The following is a 16,549-nucleotide window of genomic DNA, read 5'->3' on the forward strand; positions in this document are numbered from 1 at the left end:
CGTCACAGAAGATTCGCGCGCTGGTAGAACCATGCCGACGCCTTCGTGAGCAAGCCGGCCGAGGCGAGGAATTCCATCAGGCCGGCGCAACTGGAGCGCAGCATCGACTTGTGGTGCTCGTTCGCGCGCGCCTCGCGGATCGCGCGCCGCAGATCGAGGCCGGCGTTCGCGTACACCTTGTCGCTCACCATGCTGGTGACGATGAAGTACGCGGCGATGGCCACGACGAGCGCGTTGACCTGGCGGCGCAGCCAGCCCGCACCACGCAACCGGTCCCGGGTCTCCTCGCGGGCGAACTTCATGTGCCGCGATTCCTCGACGACGTGAATGTTGTTGATGGTGCGGACGAACGGCGCCACCCGCTCGTCGCGCATCCAGTCCCGCTGCATGACGTCGAGGACCTCCTCGGCGACCAGGATCGCTGCATAGGCGGCCTCACCGGAAGCGAGGGTCTTGAACGTGCGCCCGAGTTCGATCACGAAGCGGCGCGGGCGGTAGGCGGGTGCGCGGAGTTTCGCGGCGCCCCGGGCGAACATGATCGAATGCCGGCATTCGTCGGCGATCTCGGTCAGCGCCCACTGGAACGCCGGGTCTGTCGGATCCTTCGCGTAGAAGTCCCGCAGCATCATCTGCTGCAGGATCATCTCGAACCAGATCCCGGTGCTCGCCACTGAAGCCGCCTCCTGGCGGGTCAGCTCGCGCTGCTGCCGGGGCGTCAGCTCCGCCCAGTACGAAGTCCCGTACAGGGTGCTCCACTCCGGGCTCGCCCCGTGGTGGTCCTCGTCGAGGGCGGTCTCCCAGTCGACCTCGCGGACCGGGTCGTAGGACAAGGTCTCGGACGAGTCCAGCAGCCGGCGTGCGGTTTCCCGGCGGCCGGCCTGCTCGTCCGTAGCGGCGCTGGTCATACGGCGGCTCTCCCTGACGACGGTGTTACCGAGATTTACTGTTACCCAAGGTAACATGAATCTGTCAGGTGGCCAACCGGCATCGATGACGGTTGCCTGGGGCCGGGGCCGTACGTCACAGCTCCGGAGCGTGGAAAGCGCCTTCTCGCGCACGCCGTTCGGCCGCGGTGAAGACCGCATCGACCCGGACGTCCAGTGCTGTGCACAGGGTGGCGAGGATTTCGAGCTTGAGTGCGCGGTACCCGCTCTCATAGCTGGAAATGGAGGAACCCGCGATCTCGCCCGCGGTGCGCGTGCTCAGCTCCGCCCGCGTCCAGCCTCGCCCGAGCCGTAATTCACGCAGAATGTTCCCCACTGCCGCGGCGAAGGCGTCCGATCTCGGCACGCGAGTGTCGCTGTTGTCCATGCGGACTCGACGTCGGCGCGGCGGTGCCATGACGCGATTTCGGGCCGCCCCGGTCCAGCGCGGACCATGGCGGCCCACCGCGGTCAGCCGCGCAGGGGCTTGAGCGCACCCGACCAGGCTTCGAGCTGGTCGAACAGCGTGGTGACCGCGTCCTCGTGCAGGGCGGCCGGCTTGAACACCGAAAAGTTCTCGAAGTCGTTGAACAGCGAGAAGGACAGCTGCTGGCGAACATGCGCGAGCTGCAGCTCGCTGGCGATGCCCCGCAGGTGCTCGATCGCCCTGGCGCCGCCGAGCCCGCCGTAGGAGACGAACGCCGCGGCCTTGTTGTTCCACTCCGAGTACAGATAGTCGATCGCGTTCTTGAGCACACCAGAGGTGGAGTGGTTGTACTCGGGGGTGACGAAGACGAACCCGTCGAATTCGGCGATCTTCGCCGCCCAGGCCTTGGTGTGCTCGCCGACGTACTGGCCTGCCGACGGCGGGATCGGCTCGTCCAGGTGCGGCAACGGGAAGTCCGCCAGGTCCACCAGCTCGTAGTCGGCGCCGGCCCGGCCCTTCCCGCGCTCGAGTACCCAGTCGGCGACGGCCTTGCCGTTGCGGCCCGGCCGGGTGCTGCCGAGGATGATCGCGATTTTCAGGTCGCTCATTTCAGTCCTTTGTGGTCAGTGAGTGCTTGCCTACGCGCCCTGGCGGTGGGCGCGAACCTGTGCGGTCAGATGAAGGTGGCGGCCCGCCATCCCCTTCATCGCGGTGATGCCATGCGCGTAACGGTCGACGACGGTCGTGGCGGTGAGCGTGAGCTCGGTGCCGGCCGTCTTGGCGTCCACGACGGCGAGTTCGACCGGGGCCTTCTCGCCACGGGCGGTGAGGATGCCCCGCACCGTCCAGTTGCCCGCGCTGTCGACCGTGACGCCGGTGGATTCGAAGGCGATCTCGGGGTGTCGCTCGACATCCAGGAACGTCTTCGACTTCACCTTACCGTCGCGCCCCTTGTGGCCACTGTCGAAGCTTGTGGCGTCGACGGAGACCCGCACCGCCGAGCTCGCCGGCGGGTCGGTCACGGTGATTTCCGCTGTGCGCAAGGAAAAACCGCCGCGGACCGTACCCAGGCCGAACTGGTGCTTCGCGGTGAAGGTGATCTCGGAACGGCCCGGATCGACGACATACCGCCCTGCTGGTGGAACGACGACCGTCATCCGGCCACCCCTCTCGTTTACTTGAATGTTCACGTCATACCGTACCGGACAGCACATGAACATTCAAGTGATCGGGTAAGCTGGGCCGATGGGTACCGGCAAATCGCGCAAGCAGGCCGAAACGAACGGGCCACGCTGGCTGAACGCGGCCCAGCTCGATGCATGGCGGTCGTTCACGTTCATGTTCGCCAGGCTGCAGACCGAGCTGGAAGCCCAGCTGCAGCGCGATGCCCAGCTCAGCTACGTCGAGTACTACGTGCTGGCCGGCCTGTCCGAAGAGCCGGGGAGGCGGATGCGGATGAGCAGGCTCGCGCTGCTGACCAACGCCGAGCTCTCGCGGCTGTCCCACCTGATCAGCAGGCTGGAAAAACGTGGCTTCGTGCGGCGCGAGCCGGACCGGGATGACCGCCGCTACACCAACGCGATCCTGACCGACGAGGGGTACGAGCATCTCGTGCGTGCCGCGCCGGGGCATGTCGCGAAGGTGCGCGACCTCGTCATCGATGTCCTCGACGACGAGGCCCTGACCGCGCTGCGGGAAAGCTCCGAACAGATCCTGCACCGCATCGACGGCTGCCCGTAGTCCTTTGTGGATCCGGAATTCGTCCACTGTGGACTGCGGGCGGCTGCTGGGCGCGGCAGGGCGGCGCGGATTAGGCTGCCGCCATGGCGAAGCTGCTGGTGGTGGAGGACGACGAGACGATCGGGCGGGTGCTGGAGACGAGCCTGCGCCGGCACGGGTTCGACGTCCGCTGGGAACGCGGCGGCGCGGCCGGCCTTTCGGCCGCGGCGGCGAGCGTGTTCGACCTCGTGCTGCTCGATCTCGGCCTGCCCGACCTCGACGGGATCGAGGTGTGCCGCCGGCTGCGGGCCGGGCAGCCCTCGGCGGTGCTGGTGATCCTCACCGCGCGGCACGAGGAAATGGACGTCGTCGTGGGCCTGGAGGCCGGGGCCGACGACTACCTCACCAAACCGGTCCGGCTCGCCGAGCTGCTGGCCAGGGTCCGTGCCCACCTCAGGCGCGGCCCGGCCGGACCGGCGCCGGCCGGGGTGCTCGAAGTCGGGCCGCTGCGCGTCGACGTCGCAGCCCGGCGGGTGCACCTCGGCGGGCGGGAAATCCTGTTGCGGGCCAAGGAGTTCGACCTGCTGGCCCGGCTCGCCCGTAACCCCGGCGTCGCGATCAGCCGGGACACGCTGATGACCGACGTGTGGGACGCGCACTGGTACGGCTCGACCAAGACCCTCGACGTGCACATCGCCGCGGTGCGCCGCAAGCTCGCCGACGCCGCGCCGGGCGAGGCACCGGGGATCTCCACGCTGCGCGGCCACGGCTACCGGCTGGACCTGCCCGGGGAGGCTCCATGCGCAAACGAATCATCGCGCTGACCCTGGCCGCCGCGCTGCTCGCGATCAGCCTGTTCGGGCTGCCGCTGGCGGCGGGAGTCGCCAAGTACTACCTCGATGACGAGCGCGCCGAACTGGAACGGGTCGCCGACTCCACCGCGCTCGCGCTCGCGGACGACCTGGCCGCGCATCCCGCGACGGTGCGCCTGCCCAGTAGCGGCACCGACATCGCCGTCTATGCGCCCGACGGCCGGTTGCTCGCGGGCACCGGTCCCGCCACCGCCGATGAGATCGTCGCCCGTGCCATGGCGAGCGGGCCGGCGCGCGGTGGCCCGGACCTGGTGTTCGCCGTGCCGGTCACGGACGAGGGCCAGCTGGTCGGGGTGGTTCGCACGGCGAGCGGGGGCGCCGGACTCTACGTGCGGACCGGGCTGACCTGGCTGGTGATGGCCGGTCTCGCGGCCGCGGCGCTCGGGCTGACCTGGCTCGTCGCGCGCCGGATGGCCGCACGGCTCGCCCGCCCGCTCGAAGACCTGTCGCTGACCGCGCGGCGGCTGGGGGAGGGCGATTTCACGGTCCGGGCGCGGCCGGCCGGGGTGACCGAGATCGACTCGGTGGGCTCGTCGGTGAACACCACGGCCGAGCGGATCGGGGACATGCTCGAGCGGGAACGTGCGTTCTCCGCCAACGCTTCGCACCAGCTGCGCACCCCGCTCGCGGGACTGCGGCTGCAGCTCGAGGCCGCGCAGGAGACGACGGACCCGGACGAGATCCGGGCCGCGCTGCGCGACTGCGTGGACACCGCGGACCGTCTCGAACGCACCATTCAGGACCTGCTCACGCTCGCCCGCAATCAGCGCGCCACGACGGAGGTGGCCGATCTCGGCACCCTGCTCGCCGAAATCGAACAAAGCTGGCGTGGTCTGCTCGCCGCGGAAAACCGGCGGCTGCACGTCGTCGCGAACGACCCACCCGCGCCGCGCGCGTCGGAGGCGGCGATCCGGCAGATCCTGGCCGTGCTGCTGGACAACGCGGTCACGCACGGCCGCGGCACGGTGACCGTCACCGCGCGCGATGCCGGTGACGCGCTCGCGGTGGACGTGTCCGACGAAGGTCCCGGCATTTCGGGCGGCCTCGATCCCTTTGCCCGCCGGGAATCCGGGGCCGGGCGCGGTATCGGGCTCGGGCTGGCTCGCGGCCTCGCCGAAGCCGAGGGCGGCCGGCTGTGGCTGTCCCAGCCCGCGCCGCCGACTTTTTCGCTTTTGCTGCCGATCGATGACCCGCCCCTTGCGGTCGGTTAGCCATCCGTTAACCCGCGTTCGGCGAGACTGGTGAACGTGCATGTGCTCGCGTTGAACCCGTTGGATCCGCACAGCCTGCTGGCCGCGTTCGGCCCGCTGGGTGTGGCGGTGGTGCTGTTCGCCGAAACCGGACTGTTGATCGGGTTCTTCCTCCCCGGCGATTCGCTGTTGTTCACCGCGGGCCTGCTGTGCGCGACGACGTCGGGGGCCACACTGCACCTGTCGCTGCCGTGGGTGCTCGTCGCCGCCGCGGCGGGTGCGTTACTCGGTGCTCAGACCGGGTTCCTGATCGGCCGCCGCGCCGGGCCCGCGTTGCTCGACCGTCCTGACCGGCCCCGGCTGCACGCCGCCGTCGTGCGTTCCCGGGAGGCACTGGACAACTACGGCATCGGCAAGGCCGTCGTGCTCGCCCGGTTCATCCCGCTGGTGCGCACGGTGCTCAACCCGCTCGCGGGCGCACTCGGCGTTTCCACGCGGGCCTTCACGCTGTGGCAGATCGTGGGCGGACTCCTGTGGTCGCTCGGGGTCACGCTCGCCGGATACCTGCTGGGCAGCCAGATCCCGAGCATCGACACCTACCTGCTGCCCCTCATCGCTGTCATCGTGCTGCTGTCGCTCATCCCCGTGGCGCGTGAGCTGATCCGCGCCCGCCGTGAGTCCAAAGGAAACCGGGTGCCATGAGCCTGACCTACGTCGAAGCCGTTGTCGTCGGCGCCTTCCAGGGCGTCACCGAACTGTTCCCGGTCTCCAGCCTGGGACACAGCGTGCTCATCCCCGCACTCGCCGGCGGGCAGTGGGCGCAGGATCTCGATGTCTCCGCGCCGCAGTCGCCGTACCTGGCGTTCATCGTCGGCCTGCATGTGGCGACCGCGCTGGCGCTGCTGGTGTTCTTCTGGCGTGACTGGGTCCGCATCATCGGCGGGTTCGTCAGCTCGATCCGCTACCGCCGGGTGAAAACTCCCGCCGAACGGCTCGCCTGGCTGATCGTCCTGGCCACCATCCCGGTCGGGATTTCCGGGCTGCTGCTGGAACATCTCTTCCGCACCACCCTCGGCAAACCCATTCCGGCGGCGAGTTTCCTCATCGTCAACGGGCTCGTGCTCTTTCTGGGGGAGCGCCTCCGCCGCCGCGCCCCGACCCCGGCGGCGCAGGCGTCGCATGTGGACAGAAAGGCGATGCCGGCCGCGGGCGTGGCGACCGAGGCACTGCCCACCTTGGACGAGGGGCCGGATGCGCGCATTGCGCGACTGCCGATGGGGCGGGGTGTGCTCATCGGCTCCGCACAGATCCTCGCGCTGCTGCCGGGAATCAGCCGATCCGGGGTGACGATGGTCGCCGGGCTGCTGCGCGGACTGTCGCATGAGGACGCCGCCCGGTTCTCGTTCCTCCTTGCCACGCCGGTCATCCTGGCGGCGGGTGCGCTCAAGATCCCCGATCTGACCGGCCCGCTCGGGGCGGGTATTCACGGCCCGATCCTCGCCGGCAGCATCGCGTCGTTCGTCAGCGCCTATCTTGCCGTGCGGTTCCTGACCCGGTACTTCCACACCCGTACGCTGACCCCGTTCGCGATCTACTGTGGACTGGCCGGGCTCGCGAGCCTGTTGTGGCTCACGCTCGCGTGAGTTCGGCGGCGAGCTCGGAGAGCCCGCTTGCGGTGCGGATCGACGGCAGGTCGGGCCGGCCGATGCGGTGGTCGTCGCGGTACAAGGCGTTGACGAACCGGGCGGCGTGCGCCGGTGCCGGAGTGACGGTGGAGCCGCCGAGATACTGGGCCGTCCGTTACCAATCCGACGGCAGCCACGGCGGAAACGGCTTTCTACAAGCAGATCGGCTGCGGATCGTGTCCGCCTACTTTCAGTCGGATTGATAACGCAGGACGATGAGATCCTCGCCCGAGTGGGTTTCGATCGCGGCGGCCCAGCCGTGCCGTTCGTCCCAGAGCAGCGCGACATCACGGTCGGGGTAGTGCGGAAGCCGGCCGTCGAGTGCGACGTAGGCCGAGACCGGGCTGTCGTGGTCGACCGTGCACGACTCGAGGCCGATCCCGAGCGCATCGGTGACCTTACGCAGGATATCCGCGCAAAGCGGTGAACACCGGATGCTGATGGGTTGTCTGCGCGTCCAGTGATGCCGTCACGGGGAAGTGACCTTTCTGTGCGGCGTCCGGGTGGGACCCCGGCGCGGGCTCCCACCCGGACAGGTTGTCAGCCTTGGAGTTCCCGGCGATCTTCGCGGGCACCGCTGATCTCGATGCGACGCGGCTTGGCGCGCTCGGCGACCGGGATGCGGATGGTCAGCACGCCGGCCTCGTAGCCGGCCGCGATGTGTTCGGTGTCCAGGGAATCGCCGAGGAAGAGCTGGCGGGAGAACACGCCGAGCCGGCGTTCGGAGATCTGCATCTGCGCATCGTCGGGATGCAGCGGGCGCCGCTCGGCGCGGACGGTGAGCACGTTGCGCTCGATGTCCAGTTCGATCGCGTCGGGGTTGACGCCGGGCAGGTCGAAGGAGACGACGAACTCGTCCCCGCTGCGGTAGGCGTCCATCGGCATCGTGGCCGGTGCCGACCAGGTCCCGGGATTGGCTGAGCCCATTGCCTGCCAAGCGAACCGGTCGAGTTCACGGAATGGGTCGGTGCGCATCAACATCGGAAATCCACCTCCTGGTTCTTGGACAACGGTGTGGTGTCAATACGCACTACTGTTTTAACATGTCGTCCAGAGGATGACAAGTCAGGTGTCGTCGAAAGGATGACAATGTGAGCGGGGATCCGGTCGATGCACTCGAAGGGATCTGTGCGGCGGTCGCCGCGGGAAGGGCGGGCACCGCGGACCGCGAGCAGCTGCTGGCGGCGCTGAGCGCGTTGCGGTTGCTGCGTGAGGAGATCGCGACCTGGGAGCCGGCGCTGGTCACCGCGGCGCGTGCCGCCGGGGTCAGCTGGAGTGCGCTCGCCCCGGCGCTCGGGGTCGCCAGCAGGCAGGCTGCCGAGCGCCGCTACCTGCGGCTCCAGCCATCGGGCACCGGGGAGACGACAGGGGAGGGGCGGGTGCAGGCCGAGCGTGACCGCAGGGCCGGTGACCGCGCGGTGGCCGCTTGGGCGCGCCGCAACTCGGCGGCGCTGCGCGGGCTGGCCGGGCAGGTCAGCGGGCTCGACGGTCTGGACCCGGTCGCGCAGGAAACCGCCGATCAGATCGGCGCCGCCCTCGGGGACGACGACGTGACGACCCTGCTGCCACGTCTCGCCGCCGCGCGGCTGCACCTGGCCGACGAGCACCCCCGGCTGGCCGGCCAGGTGGAGGCGCTCACCGAACAGGCCGACCGGCTTCGCCGCGACGCCGCGGATCGCCGGGGTCGCGGCTGATCGCGAGTGTCGCATGTGGACGCGCAGCTGACCGATCCGGTGACCGGCGTCCGCCGTCCGCAACCGAGGGCCTACGAACTGTTCCAGCGAGGAACCGGTGGAGATCGCGCCGGTACTGCGCCGGGATATTCCGGGCCCGGCTTGGCCGGAATGATTCGTCCTTAGTGGACAGGTCTTTTTCCGGCGGGTGACTATCGGGCATATTCTTTATCCGATAGTCACTGGTTTTTCGGCCAGTGTCCCTGTCCGCAAAGGGCAACGAGGTGCTGCCCCAACGGGACAATGGGTCACGGCTCAGTATGCTGACCGGCGTGCGGCACGCCTTTCTCGTTCGTACCGCTCCCATGTTCGATTGAGTAGAAGAGGAAGCTGCCATGAAATTCGGTTTGTCCGCGAAGTGTGCCGCGATCGCGTGCGCCGTCGCGGTGCTCGTTTCCGCTTGTGGCGGCAAGGCCGACACCCAGACGCAGGCCGCGGGCGCCGGGGCGGCTCCCGCCGGCGGTGTCGCCCAGGCGCAGCTGGACAAACTGACCTCGGCCGACAACGTGCCCGGCGTCGAGGCGCTGTTCCGCGACAAGGGCCAGGATCGCACCTCGGCCAGCGGTGTGGCGAACCTCCAGACCAAGGCGCCGATGCAGGCCGGCGGCAGGATCCGCGCCGGCAGCATCACCAAGTCCTTTGTGGCCACCGTGACTTTGCAGCTGGAGGCGGAAGGCAAGGTCGAACTCGACGCGCCGATCGACAAGTACCTGCCGGGTCTGATCAACGGAAACGGCAACGACGGTACGAAGATCACCGTCCGCCAGTTGTTGCAGCACACCAGCGGTTTGCCGAACTACCTCGGCAAGCTGATGACTCTCGACCCGGAGGCCTTGCGCAACCAGGGCGCGGACCCGGCCGATCTGGTCAAGACCGCGGTGCAGCAACCCCCGCTGTTCGCGCCCGGCACCGGCTGGACGTACTCGAACACCAACTACATCGTGATCGGCATGCTCGTCGAAAAGGTCACCGGTGACACGCTCTCGCACCAGATCGACGCGCGGATCGTGCGCCCGTTGAAGCTGGCGAACACCTACCTGCCGTTGCGCGGCGACACGAAGCTGCCCGAACCGCACGCCGTCGGCTACGTTCCCGCGAAGAACGGCGTGATCGATTTCAGTGACTACGACTCGACCATGGCGTGGGCCGCGGGCGGGCTCGTTTCCACCACGAAGGACGTCGCCTCGTTCTACGAGGCCCTGCTGGGCGGCCGGATCCTGCCGCCGGCGCAGTTGAAGGAAATGAAGACCGCCGTGCCCGCGCCGAGTCTCGGGGTGGCGAACGGTTCCTACGGGCTCGGCCTGTTCAACGTGCCGCTGCCGTGCGGTGGCGAGTACTGGGGGCACGAAGGTTCCACGTTCGGCTTCATGTCGATGGCGGGCCAGGGCACGGACGGCCGGATCGCGGTCATCTCGGCGAACGCCTACCCGGTGGCCCCGAAAGCCACGGCCGACATCATGTCCACCTTCGCGGATGCCTTGTGCAGTAAGTAAAAACGCTCGCTCCGGCAGCCGCCTCGTCCACGACGAACGAGGCGGCTGCCTGTTTTCCCGGGCCGGTGACTCCGGACGCTGCGTCGCCCCGAAGATTGCTTTACAATCGGCTACATTGTCAAGCAATCGCCCGGAGGATGGTGACGCGATGGTCGCAGAGCAACACGCGAGCGTGCTGCCCGAGACGATCTACGAGCACCTGCGGTCGAGCATCATCGGGCAGGAGGTCGCGCCCGGCTCGGCGGTGACCGAGTCCACTGTCGCCGCGCGGTTCGGGGTCGCGCGCCAGACCGCGAAGGTCGCGATCGAGCGGCTCGTCGCCGAGGGGTTGCTGCGCCGCGAGAAGCACAAGGCCGCGCGCGTGCCCGAGCTCACCGCGGCCGAGATCGCCGATCTCTACGAGAGCCGCGTGGTCGTCGAGTCCGCCGCGGTCGCACGGCTCAAGGGCATCCCCGCCGCCGCGCTCGCCGCCCATCGCGCCCTGATCGAGGCCGGCGCCGACTACGCCCACCAGGACATCGCATTCCACCGCGCGCTCGTCGCCGGTCAATCCAGCTCGCGGCTCGCCCGCATGCACGCGCTCATCATGGGCGAGGTCGAGCTCTGCATCGGCCAGGTGCAGGCCGCTCACCTGCTCAGCGCCAACGACGTCGCGGAACAGCACCAGGGCATCCTCGACGCTATTCTCGCCGGCGATTCCGATCGCGCGGCCCGTCTCACGTCCGAGCACATCGCGGTCAGCCGCGACCGCCTGCTCGCGCACATCGACTCCTGAATCCCACCGAAAGGCACATCATGGTGACCCGTCAGGTTCCGAAGCCGAGCGAACTGCTCGAGCTGATGAAGTTCAAGAAGCCGGAGTTCAACGCCAAGAAGCGCCGGCTGGCTGCCGCGCTCACGATCAACGACCTCCGCACGATCGCGAAGCGCCGCACCCCCAAGGCCGCCTTCGACTACACGGACGGCTCCGCCGAGGACGAGATTTCGCTGGACCGCGCCCGCCAGGCGTTCCTCGATGTCGAGTTCAGCCCCTCGATCCTGCGCGGACTGCCCGACACGGTCGACACGTCGACGGAGATCTTCGGTGGCCCGTCGGCCCTGCCGTTCGCGATCGCGCCGACCGGCTTCACCCGGCTGATGCACACCGAAGGCGAGATCGCCGGCGCGTCGGCCGCGGCTGCGGCGGGCATCCCGTTCACGCTCTCCACACTGGGCACGACGTCGATCGAGAGCGTCAAGGAGGCCAACCCGAACGGCCGCAACTGGTTCCAGCTCTACGTCATGCGCGAGCGGGAGATCTCCTACGACCTCACGAAGCGCGCCGCCAAGGCCGGCTTCGACACGTTGTTTTTCACGGTCGACACGCCCGTCGCGGGTGCGCGCCTGCGCGACAAGCGCAACGGCTTCTCGATCCCGCCGCAGCTGACCGCCGGCACGATCGTCAACGCCATCCCGCGGCCATGGTGGTGGTGGGACTTCCTGACCACGCCGAAGCTCGAGTTCGCATCGCTGAGCTCGACCGGCGGCACGGTCGGCGAGCTGCTCAACGCCGCCATGGACCCGACGATCTCGTTCGACGACCTCGCGGTCGTGCGGGACCTGTTCCCGGGAAAGATCGTCATCAAGGGGGTGCAGAACATCGCCGACGCGAAGAAGCTCGTTGACCTCGGCGTCGACGGCATCGTGCTCTCGAACCACGGCGGCCGCCAGCTCGACCGCGCGCCGGTGCCGTTCCACCTTTTGCCGGAGGTGGTGCGTGAGGTCGGCAAGGACACGGAGATCGCGATCGACACCGGCATCATGTCGGGTGCGGACATCGTCGCCTCGATCGCCCTCGGTGCGAAGTTCACGCTCGTGGGCCGGGCCTACCTCTACGGGCTCATGGCGGGCGGGCGCGAGGGCGTCGATCGCATGATCTTCATCCTGCGTGACCAGATCGAACGCACGATGAAGCTGCTCGGCGTCGCGACCATCGAGGAGCTCGCGCCGCAGCACGTGACGCAGTTGCAGAGGCTGGTCCCGCGGGCGAAGCCCTAGCATCGGGCTTCGACTGTTGTCGTATTGCACTCACCTTCGCACTTGTGGCAAGATGCAAACGATTGCAGAACCCCGTCAGGATGTGGAGTAAGAAATGTCCCAGGACGAATTCGAGGCGCTCAAGGCGCGCGTGCAGGAATTGGAGGATCGAAACGCGATCATCGACACGCTGACGCAGTATGGCCAGGCCCTCGACTACGGCGACTTCGATCGGCTGGTGGACTGCTTCACCGATGACGCGGTGCGGGAAAACAGGCGACCGGATGGCTCGGTCCATCGCTGGGAAGGCCGCGACGGCACGCTCGATTTCGCGAGCCGGCACTCGCATGCTCCTGACCTCTATCACAAGCACCTCGCGCTCAACCCGCATATCGAACTGCACGGCGACACCGCGAACGTCGTGAGTTACATGTTCCGGTTCGACGCGGGAGACGGCGAGCGGTCGTACATCTGGGGCCTGGGCCGGTATCTGGACACGATGAAGCGAGAACCCGACGGTCGCTGGCGAATCCAGCGGCGCATTTCGGAGATCGAAGACCAATGGCCAGGCCGATTCGTGTTGACGGGATATCAGAAAGAAGCCTGAGCGCTCGTCCAGAAGGGCTTTCAAGTGCGTCACGAAGCAATCGAGCCCAGTTTCGAGTCGCTGCTCGACCTTGATGGTCCGATGCGGAGGCTGGGTACCGGCTATGACTTCGTCGAGGGGCCGATCTGGCACCCGACCGGGCATTATCTGCTGTTCTCCGATATTCCCGGAGATGTTCGCCGTCGATGGGACCCGTCCGGTGTGGTCGAGGTCGCGCGCCCGGCCCGCAAGGGAAACGGCCTGACCTACGACCGGGAGCTCAACCTCCTGGTATGCGAGCACGTGACGTCCTGTGTTGCCCGATACGGCCAGGATGGCACGCGATCCGAGCTGGCAACGCATTTCGAGGGTCGCGAGCTGAACAGCCCGAACGATATTGTCGTGCGTTCCGATGGCTCGATCTATTTCACTGACCCGCGCTACGGCCGGATGCCCGGATATGGGGTGGAGCGTGCACCCGAACTGGGCTTTCAGGGTGTCTATCGCATTCCTCCGGGTGGGGGCGATCTTCAACTGCTCGTGGACCGGACGATGTTCACCGCCCCGAATGGGCTTTGCTTTTCCCCGGACGAAAACCGGCTGTACGTCAACGACACCGATCAGGCGAACATCCGCGTTTTCGACGTTCGAGCAGATGGCACGCTGGAAAACCCGCGCATCTTCGCCACGGGCATCTATCAAAACAACGACCTCGGGGTGCGGGACGACGATCTCGGGGTGCCCGACGGGATGAAGTGTGATGAGGGCGGGAACGTCTGGGTGACCGGCCCAGGTGGTGTGTGGGTGTTCGCCCCGGACGGACGGCATATCGGAAAAATCCGGATACCGGAAAAAGTCGCCAACCTGCATTGGGGTGGACCGGGCTGGAGGACCCTTTTCCTGACCGCGACCACCTCGCTTTACGCCATCGACACCACAACGGGTCCCCGGAAAGAACCGTTCATGCAGACGGGCGCCGGGTGAGGACCGGTACCGATACCGAACCGCCCCGTGACTCCTGGTGAGAGTCCGGGGCGGTTCGGTGTACTTCTTGGGTTACTTACGCCGCCGACGTTTTGCGGGTCTCGCTCGCCCATGGGTCGATCAGGGTTTTGATCCGGGTGCTGCGCCGCTCGGCCAGCGGCCGCAGGCCTTCTTCGACCAGTTCGTCGAGCGAAAGCGCCACCGGTGCGACGTCGGTCCAGCCGCCCTCGCGGGAGGCCAGCAGCCGCAACGCTTCGGGCAGGTCGAGTCCGCAGACGTGGGCGTTGGTGCCGATCAACTCCACTTCCCGCAGCGAGACGCCGCGAGCATCGATTTCCCGGGAGCCCGGCTGTAAGCCGACCATGACCAGCCGCGCGCCGCGGGGAGCGAGGCTCAACGCCTGCTGGAATCCCGCGGCGCTGCCGGAAACTTCGTAGATGACCGACGGAACGATGTCGTGGGCGGCCAGCACATCCTCGACGCTGCGGTCACCCCCGGCCTGCACCACGTGCGTAGCGCCCAGAGCACTGGCGATTCGCAGTCGCTCACCGTCGAGGTCGGAGACCACGACACTGCCGCAACGATCGGCAACCGCGTAGGTCAGGAACGCGCCGATACCACCGGCACCGAGGATGACCGCTGATTCGCCGGGTGCCAGGCGACCTCGCCGCATCGCATGCACCGCGATCGACATCGGTTGTGCCAACGCGGCGGTATCGGCCGTGATGCCCAGCCGGGAAGCGTCGACGCACGTCGATGCGGGCACCGCGACATACTGCGCCAGCGCCCCGTTCCGGTTCAGCCCCACCGTCGAGTAGTGCCGGCACAGATTGGTCATCGCGCGCCGGCACCAAAAGCACTTGCCGCAGGAGATCCCCGCGCCGGACACCACAAGGGCACCCAGTTCGAATCCTTCGACGTCGGCGCCGACATCCTCGACGACACCGGTCAGTTCGTGGCCGGGAATCATCGGGCCGATATGCCCGGAGACGGGATGAGGATGATCGATCGGGAACATATGCGGGCCCGAATCGAACTCGTGGGCGTCCGTACCGCAGATACCGACCGCGGACACCCTCAACAGCAGATCCCCGGATCCTGCTTTGGCATCCGGAACCTCCTCCACCCGCACGTCACCGCGACCGTAGAACACTGCTGCCCGCACGATTGCCTACCTTTCACTACTCGACTGGTTGTGCAATCGATTGCATCAGCAGCTTATGGCGGTGTTCTTAGTTGTGTCAAGCATTCGTGGCTGAGCAAGAGCGGGGAGTCGCTGCAAACATTCGCAGCCGTGTACGCCACGCGGTAGTCACGGGCTCCGCTCGCTGACGAGTCGCGGCATTCACCAGGCGACGACGATCCGGGCGCGGCGCCGTCGCCACGTGCACGCCCGCCCGGACAGCCGCATCGTTCCGCGCCGCGTTGGTGGCGGATTGAGGAAACCCGTTTCTGGCGCCGGGTCTGCGGGGCCTGGGTGAGGCCGGATTGCGCTTTCTCCGTCGCCGGCCACCGCGATGCCTCCTCGCCGGCCATCTCACATCCCGATTGGCCACTGTTGCAAACGTTTGCACTACCTTGGTAGCGTCCGGAAAGGTCCGGTCTGACGTCAAGGGAGAGACGGCTCATCATGATTGAAGTTGCGAAGACGGCCCGGCAGCTTTCCGCACCGGGACAGCTGGGCGTCGATTATGAGATGCGTGTCGACTTCGCGCGGTTGCGGGATTACCGGCTTCAGCGGGCGTATGCCGCGCTGGAATCGAGTGAGTGCGGCGCGTTCCTCCTGTTCGATTTCTACAACATCCGCTACACGACGCAGTCCTGGGTCGGTGGTGCGCTCGGTGACAAGATGATTCGCTATGCGCTGCTCACCCGCGGGGGAGAACCACATTTGTGGGACTTCGGGTCGGCGGTGAAGCACCATCAGCTGTATTCGCCCTGGCTACGGCAGGACCACAATCACCCCGGTTTTCTGGGGTTCCGTGGCGCCGTGTCGCCCCGTGCGGGCCTTATGGTCGACGCGGTGACGCAGATCAAGGGCATGCTCACCGACCTCGGCCTGCAGAGTTCGCCGGTCGGCGTTGACATCGCCGAGCCGCCGTTCCTGTTCGAGATGCAGCGGCAGGGACTCGAGGTCGTCGATGCGCAGCAACACATGCTCGACGCTCGCGAGATCAAGAGTATCGACGAGATCATGTTGCTCAACCAGGCCGCGGCGATGGTCGACGGCGTTTATCAGGACATTGTGGACGCATTGAAACCCGGAGTCCGGGAAAACGAGATCGTCGCACTGGCGGCCAAGAAACTCTACGAATACGGCTCGGATCAGGTCGAGGCGGTCAACGCGATCTCCGGAGAGCGGTGCAATCCCCACCCGCACAACTTCACCGACCGCATCATCCGGCCCGGTGATCAGGCATTCTTCGACATCATCCATTCCTTCAACGGATATCGCACCTGCTACTACCGCACCTTCAGCGTCGGCAAAGCCACCGATTCGCAGCGCGCCGCCTACGGTCGGGCCCGGGAATGGATGGACACCACGATCGCCGCGATCCGGCCGGGGGTGGGCTCCGACGAAATCGCATCGCTGTTCCCGACCGCCGAGTCGCTCGGTTTCGATGACGAACTTTCCGCCTTCGGACTGCAATTCTGCCACGGCCTCGGTCTCGGCCTGCACGAACGGCCGATCATTTCCCGCCTCAATAGCTACCGCGACCCGGTCGAAATCAAGGCCGGCATGGTTTTCGCCGTCGAAACCTACTGCCCCGCGAACGACGGATATTCCGCCGCCCGCATCGAAGAAGAAGTGGTCATCACCGACGACGGCCCAGTCGTGATCACCAAATACCCCGCCGAGGAGCTCGTCGTCGCTAATCCCTACTGACAAAACGGCACTCGTCCGACGCGGCGCCGCCGCG

The 16,549-nt window shown here is 67.3% G+C and carries 18 protein-coding genes and 1 pseudogene; 12 read left to right on the forward strand and 7 right to left on the reverse strand.

All coding sequences use genetic code 11. The features are described 5' to 3' along the window. Window positions 1–2 precede the first annotated feature (2 nt). From GKO32_RS13115 to GKO32_RS13130, 4 genes are all read right to left on the reverse strand, one after another. Window positions 3–905: an AurF N-oxygenase family protein gene (locus GKO32_RS13115; protein ID WP_154757116.1), complete on the reverse strand. Its 903-nt coding sequence runs from the start codon at window positions 903–905 to the stop codon at window positions 3–5. Between the two features lie 115 nt (window positions 906–1,020). Beyond that, window positions 1,021–1,311 carry a helix-turn-helix domain-containing protein gene (locus GKO32_RS13120; RefSeq protein ID WP_166459525.1) on the reverse strand — a complete coding sequence of 97 codons (291 nt, stop codon included), beginning with the start codon at window positions 1,309–1,311 and terminating at the stop codon, window positions 1,021–1,023. A gap of 83 nt (window positions 1,312–1,394) precedes the next feature. Next, the gene (locus GKO32_RS13125; protein WP_154757118.1) at window positions 1,395–1,958 is read right to left on the reverse strand and encodes an NADPH-dependent FMN reductase; all 564 of its coding nucleotides are present in this window, start codon (window positions 1,956–1,958) and stop codon (window positions 1,395–1,397) included. A 30-nt stretch (window positions 1,959–1,988) separates the two neighbouring features. Beyond that, on the reverse strand, window positions 1,989–2,507 hold the full coding sequence (locus GKO32_RS13130; protein WP_166459526.1) for a YceI family protein: 519 nt from the start codon (window positions 2,505–2,507) through the stop codon (window positions 1,989–1,991). An 88-nt stretch (window positions 2,508–2,595) separates the two neighbouring features. Between GKO32_RS13130 and GKO32_RS13135 the strand changes: the two genes are divergently transcribed. The 5 genes from GKO32_RS13135 to GKO32_RS13155 all read left to right on the forward strand — a co-directional run bounded on the left by GKO32_RS13135 (window position 2,596) and on the right by GKO32_RS13155 (window position 6,774). Beyond that, window positions 2,596–3,090: a MarR family winged helix-turn-helix transcriptional regulator gene (locus GKO32_RS13135; RefSeq protein ID WP_154757120.1), complete on the forward strand. Its 495-nt coding sequence runs from the start codon at window positions 2,596–2,598 to the stop codon at window positions 3,088–3,090. An 83-nt stretch (window positions 3,091–3,173) separates the two neighbouring features. Beyond that, window positions 3,174–3,893 (forward strand): response regulator transcription factor, encoded by a 720-nt coding sequence (locus GKO32_RS13140; RefSeq protein ID WP_154757121.1) that lies wholly within the window; start codon window positions 3,174–3,176, stop codon window positions 3,891–3,893. Further along, on the forward strand, window positions 3,869–5,152 hold the full coding sequence (locus GKO32_RS13145) for a HAMP domain-containing sensor histidine kinase (protein ID WP_154757122.1): 1,284 nt from the start codon (window positions 3,869–3,871) through the stop codon (window positions 5,150–5,152). The genes GKO32_RS13140 and GKO32_RS13145 overlap by 25 nt, the downstream gene beginning before the upstream one ends. A 36-nt stretch (window positions 5,153–5,188) precedes the next feature. Next, window positions 5,189–5,833, forward strand: coding sequence for a DedA family protein (locus GKO32_RS13150; protein WP_312867862.1), 645 nt, complete (start codon window positions 5,189–5,191; stop codon window positions 5,831–5,833). Continuing rightward, complete coding sequence (locus GKO32_RS13155; protein WP_154757123.1) at window positions 5,830–6,774, forward strand: undecaprenyl-diphosphate phosphatase; 945 nt, start codon at window positions 5,830–5,832, stop codon at window positions 6,772–6,774. Before GKO32_RS13150 ends, GKO32_RS13155 begins: the two co-directional genes overlap by 4 nt. Here GKO32_RS13155 and GKO32_RS40775 read toward each other — a convergent pair. Both GKO32_RS40775 and GKO32_RS13165 read right to left on the reverse strand, forming a co-directional pair. Next, a pseudogene (locus tag GKO32_RS40775) lies at window positions 6,761–7,289 on the reverse strand (DUF6292 family protein). The gene GKO32_RS13155 and the pseudogene GKO32_RS40775 sit on opposite strands and share 14 nt — an antisense overlap. Before the next feature lie 67 nt (window positions 7,290–7,356). Next, complete coding sequence (locus GKO32_RS13165; protein ID WP_154757124.1) at window positions 7,357–7,797, reverse strand: Hsp20/alpha crystallin family protein; 441 nt, start codon at window positions 7,795–7,797, stop codon at window positions 7,357–7,359. 110 nt (window positions 7,798–7,907) lie between these two features. Between GKO32_RS13165 and GKO32_RS13170 the strand changes: the two genes are divergently transcribed. The 6 genes from GKO32_RS13170 to GKO32_RS13195 all read left to right on the forward strand — a co-directional run bounded on the left by GKO32_RS13170 (window position 7,908) and on the right by GKO32_RS13195 (window position 13,628). Beyond that, the gene (locus tag GKO32_RS13170) at window positions 7,908–8,510 is read left to right on the forward strand and encodes an HSP18 transcriptional regulator (RefSeq protein WP_312867856.1); all 603 of its coding nucleotides are present in this window, start codon (window positions 7,908–7,910) and stop codon (window positions 8,508–8,510) included. A gap of 374 nt (window positions 8,511–8,884) precedes the next feature. Further along, a complete protein-coding gene (locus GKO32_RS13175) occupies window positions 8,885–10,042 on the forward strand; it encodes a serine hydrolase domain-containing protein (protein ID WP_154757125.1) in 1,158 nt (385 codons plus the stop codon). A 148-nt stretch (window positions 10,043–10,190) separates the two neighbouring features. Further along, window positions 10,191–10,817, forward strand: a complete 627-nt coding sequence (locus GKO32_RS13180) for a GntR family transcriptional regulator (RefSeq protein WP_154757126.1) — start codon at window positions 10,191–10,193, stop codon at window positions 10,815–10,817. Between the two features lie 20 nt (window positions 10,818–10,837). Beyond that, complete coding sequence (locus GKO32_RS13185; RefSeq protein WP_154757127.1) at window positions 10,838–12,079, forward strand: alpha-hydroxy acid oxidase; 1,242 nt, start codon at window positions 10,838–10,840, stop codon at window positions 12,077–12,079. A 94-nt stretch (window positions 12,080–12,173) separates the two neighbouring features. Continuing rightward, complete coding sequence (locus GKO32_RS13190) at window positions 12,174–12,665, forward strand: nuclear transport factor 2 family protein (RefSeq protein WP_154757128.1); 492 nt, start codon at window positions 12,174–12,176, stop codon at window positions 12,663–12,665. Window positions 12,666–12,689: 24 nt separating this feature from the next. Beyond that, entirely contained in the window at window positions 12,690–13,628 is a 939-nt protein-coding gene (locus GKO32_RS13195) for an SMP-30/gluconolactonase/LRE family protein (protein ID WP_208024391.1), read from the forward strand. A 76-nt stretch (window positions 13,629–13,704) separates the two neighbouring features. On the opposite strand, the gene GKO32_RS13200 is transcribed toward GKO32_RS13195, so the two are convergent. Continuing rightward, window positions 13,705–14,793 carry a zinc-dependent alcohol dehydrogenase gene (locus tag GKO32_RS13200; protein ID WP_154757129.1) on the reverse strand — a complete coding sequence of 363 codons (1,089 nt, stop codon included), beginning with the start codon at window positions 14,791–14,793 and terminating at the stop codon, window positions 13,705–13,707. Between the two features lie 465 nt (window positions 14,794–15,258). On the opposite strand from GKO32_RS13200, the gene GKO32_RS13205 reads away from it, so the two are divergent. Continuing rightward, window positions 15,259–16,515 (forward strand): M24 family metallopeptidase, encoded by a 1,257-nt coding sequence (locus GKO32_RS13205; protein WP_154757130.1) that lies wholly within the window; start codon window positions 15,259–15,261, stop codon window positions 16,513–16,515. Window positions 16,516–16,549: the final 34 nt, after the last annotated feature.

It is taken from the genome of Amycolatopsis pithecellobii (genome assembly GCF_009707865.1).
Lineage (GTDB): Bacteria > Actinomycetota > Actinomycetes > Mycobacteriales > Pseudonocardiaceae > Amycolatopsis_E > Amycolatopsis_E pithecellobii.

Bases quoted from the DNA above. Each gene is read 5' to 3' on its own strand.
- GKO32_RS13115 (WP_154757116.1), bottom strand. From the start codon at position 905: ATGACCAGCGCCGCTACGGACGAGCAGGCCGGCCGCCGGGAAACCGCA.
- GKO32_RS13120 (WP_166459525.1), bottom strand. From the start codon at position 1,311: ATGGACAACAGCGACACTCGCGTGCCGAGATCGGACGCCTTCGCCGCG.
- GKO32_RS13125 (WP_154757118.1), bottom strand. From the start codon at position 1,958: ATGAGCGACCTGAAAATCGCGATCATCCTCGGCAGCACCCGGCCGGGC.
- GKO32_RS13130 (WP_166459526.1), bottom strand. From the start codon at position 2,507: ATGACGGTCGTCGTTCCACCAGCAGGGCGGTATGTCGTCGATCCGGGC.
- GKO32_RS13135 (WP_154757120.1), top strand. From the start codon at position 2,596: ATGGGTACCGGCAAATCGCGCAAGCAGGCCGAAACGAACGGGCCACGC.
- GKO32_RS13140 (WP_154757121.1), top strand. From the start codon at position 3,174: ATGGCGAAGCTGCTGGTGGTGGAGGACGACGAGACGATCGGGCGGGTG.
- GKO32_RS13145 (WP_154757122.1), top strand. From the start codon at position 3,869: ATGCGCAAACGAATCATCGCGCTGACCCTGGCCGCCGCGCTGCTCGCG.
- GKO32_RS13155 (WP_154757123.1), top strand. From the start codon at position 5,830: ATGAGCCTGACCTACGTCGAAGCCGTTGTCGTCGGCGCCTTCCAGGGC.
- GKO32_RS13165 (WP_154757124.1), bottom strand. From the start codon at position 7,797: ATGTTGATGCGCACCGACCCATTCCGTGAACTCGACCGGTTCGCTTGG.
- GKO32_RS13175 (WP_154757125.1), top strand. From the start codon at position 8,885: ATGAAATTCGGTTTGTCCGCGAAGTGTGCCGCGATCGCGTGCGCCGTC.
- GKO32_RS13180 (WP_154757126.1), top strand. From the start codon at position 10,191: ATGGTCGCAGAGCAACACGCGAGCGTGCTGCCCGAGACGATCTACGAG.
- GKO32_RS13185 (WP_154757127.1), top strand. From the start codon at position 10,838: ATGGTGACCCGTCAGGTTCCGAAGCCGAGCGAACTGCTCGAGCTGATG.
- GKO32_RS13190 (WP_154757128.1), top strand. From the start codon at position 12,174: ATGTCCCAGGACGAATTCGAGGCGCTCAAGGCGCGCGTGCAGGAATTG.
- GKO32_RS13205 (WP_154757130.1), top strand. From the start codon at position 15,259: ATGATTGAAGTTGCGAAGACGGCCCGGCAGCTTTCCGCACCGGGACAG.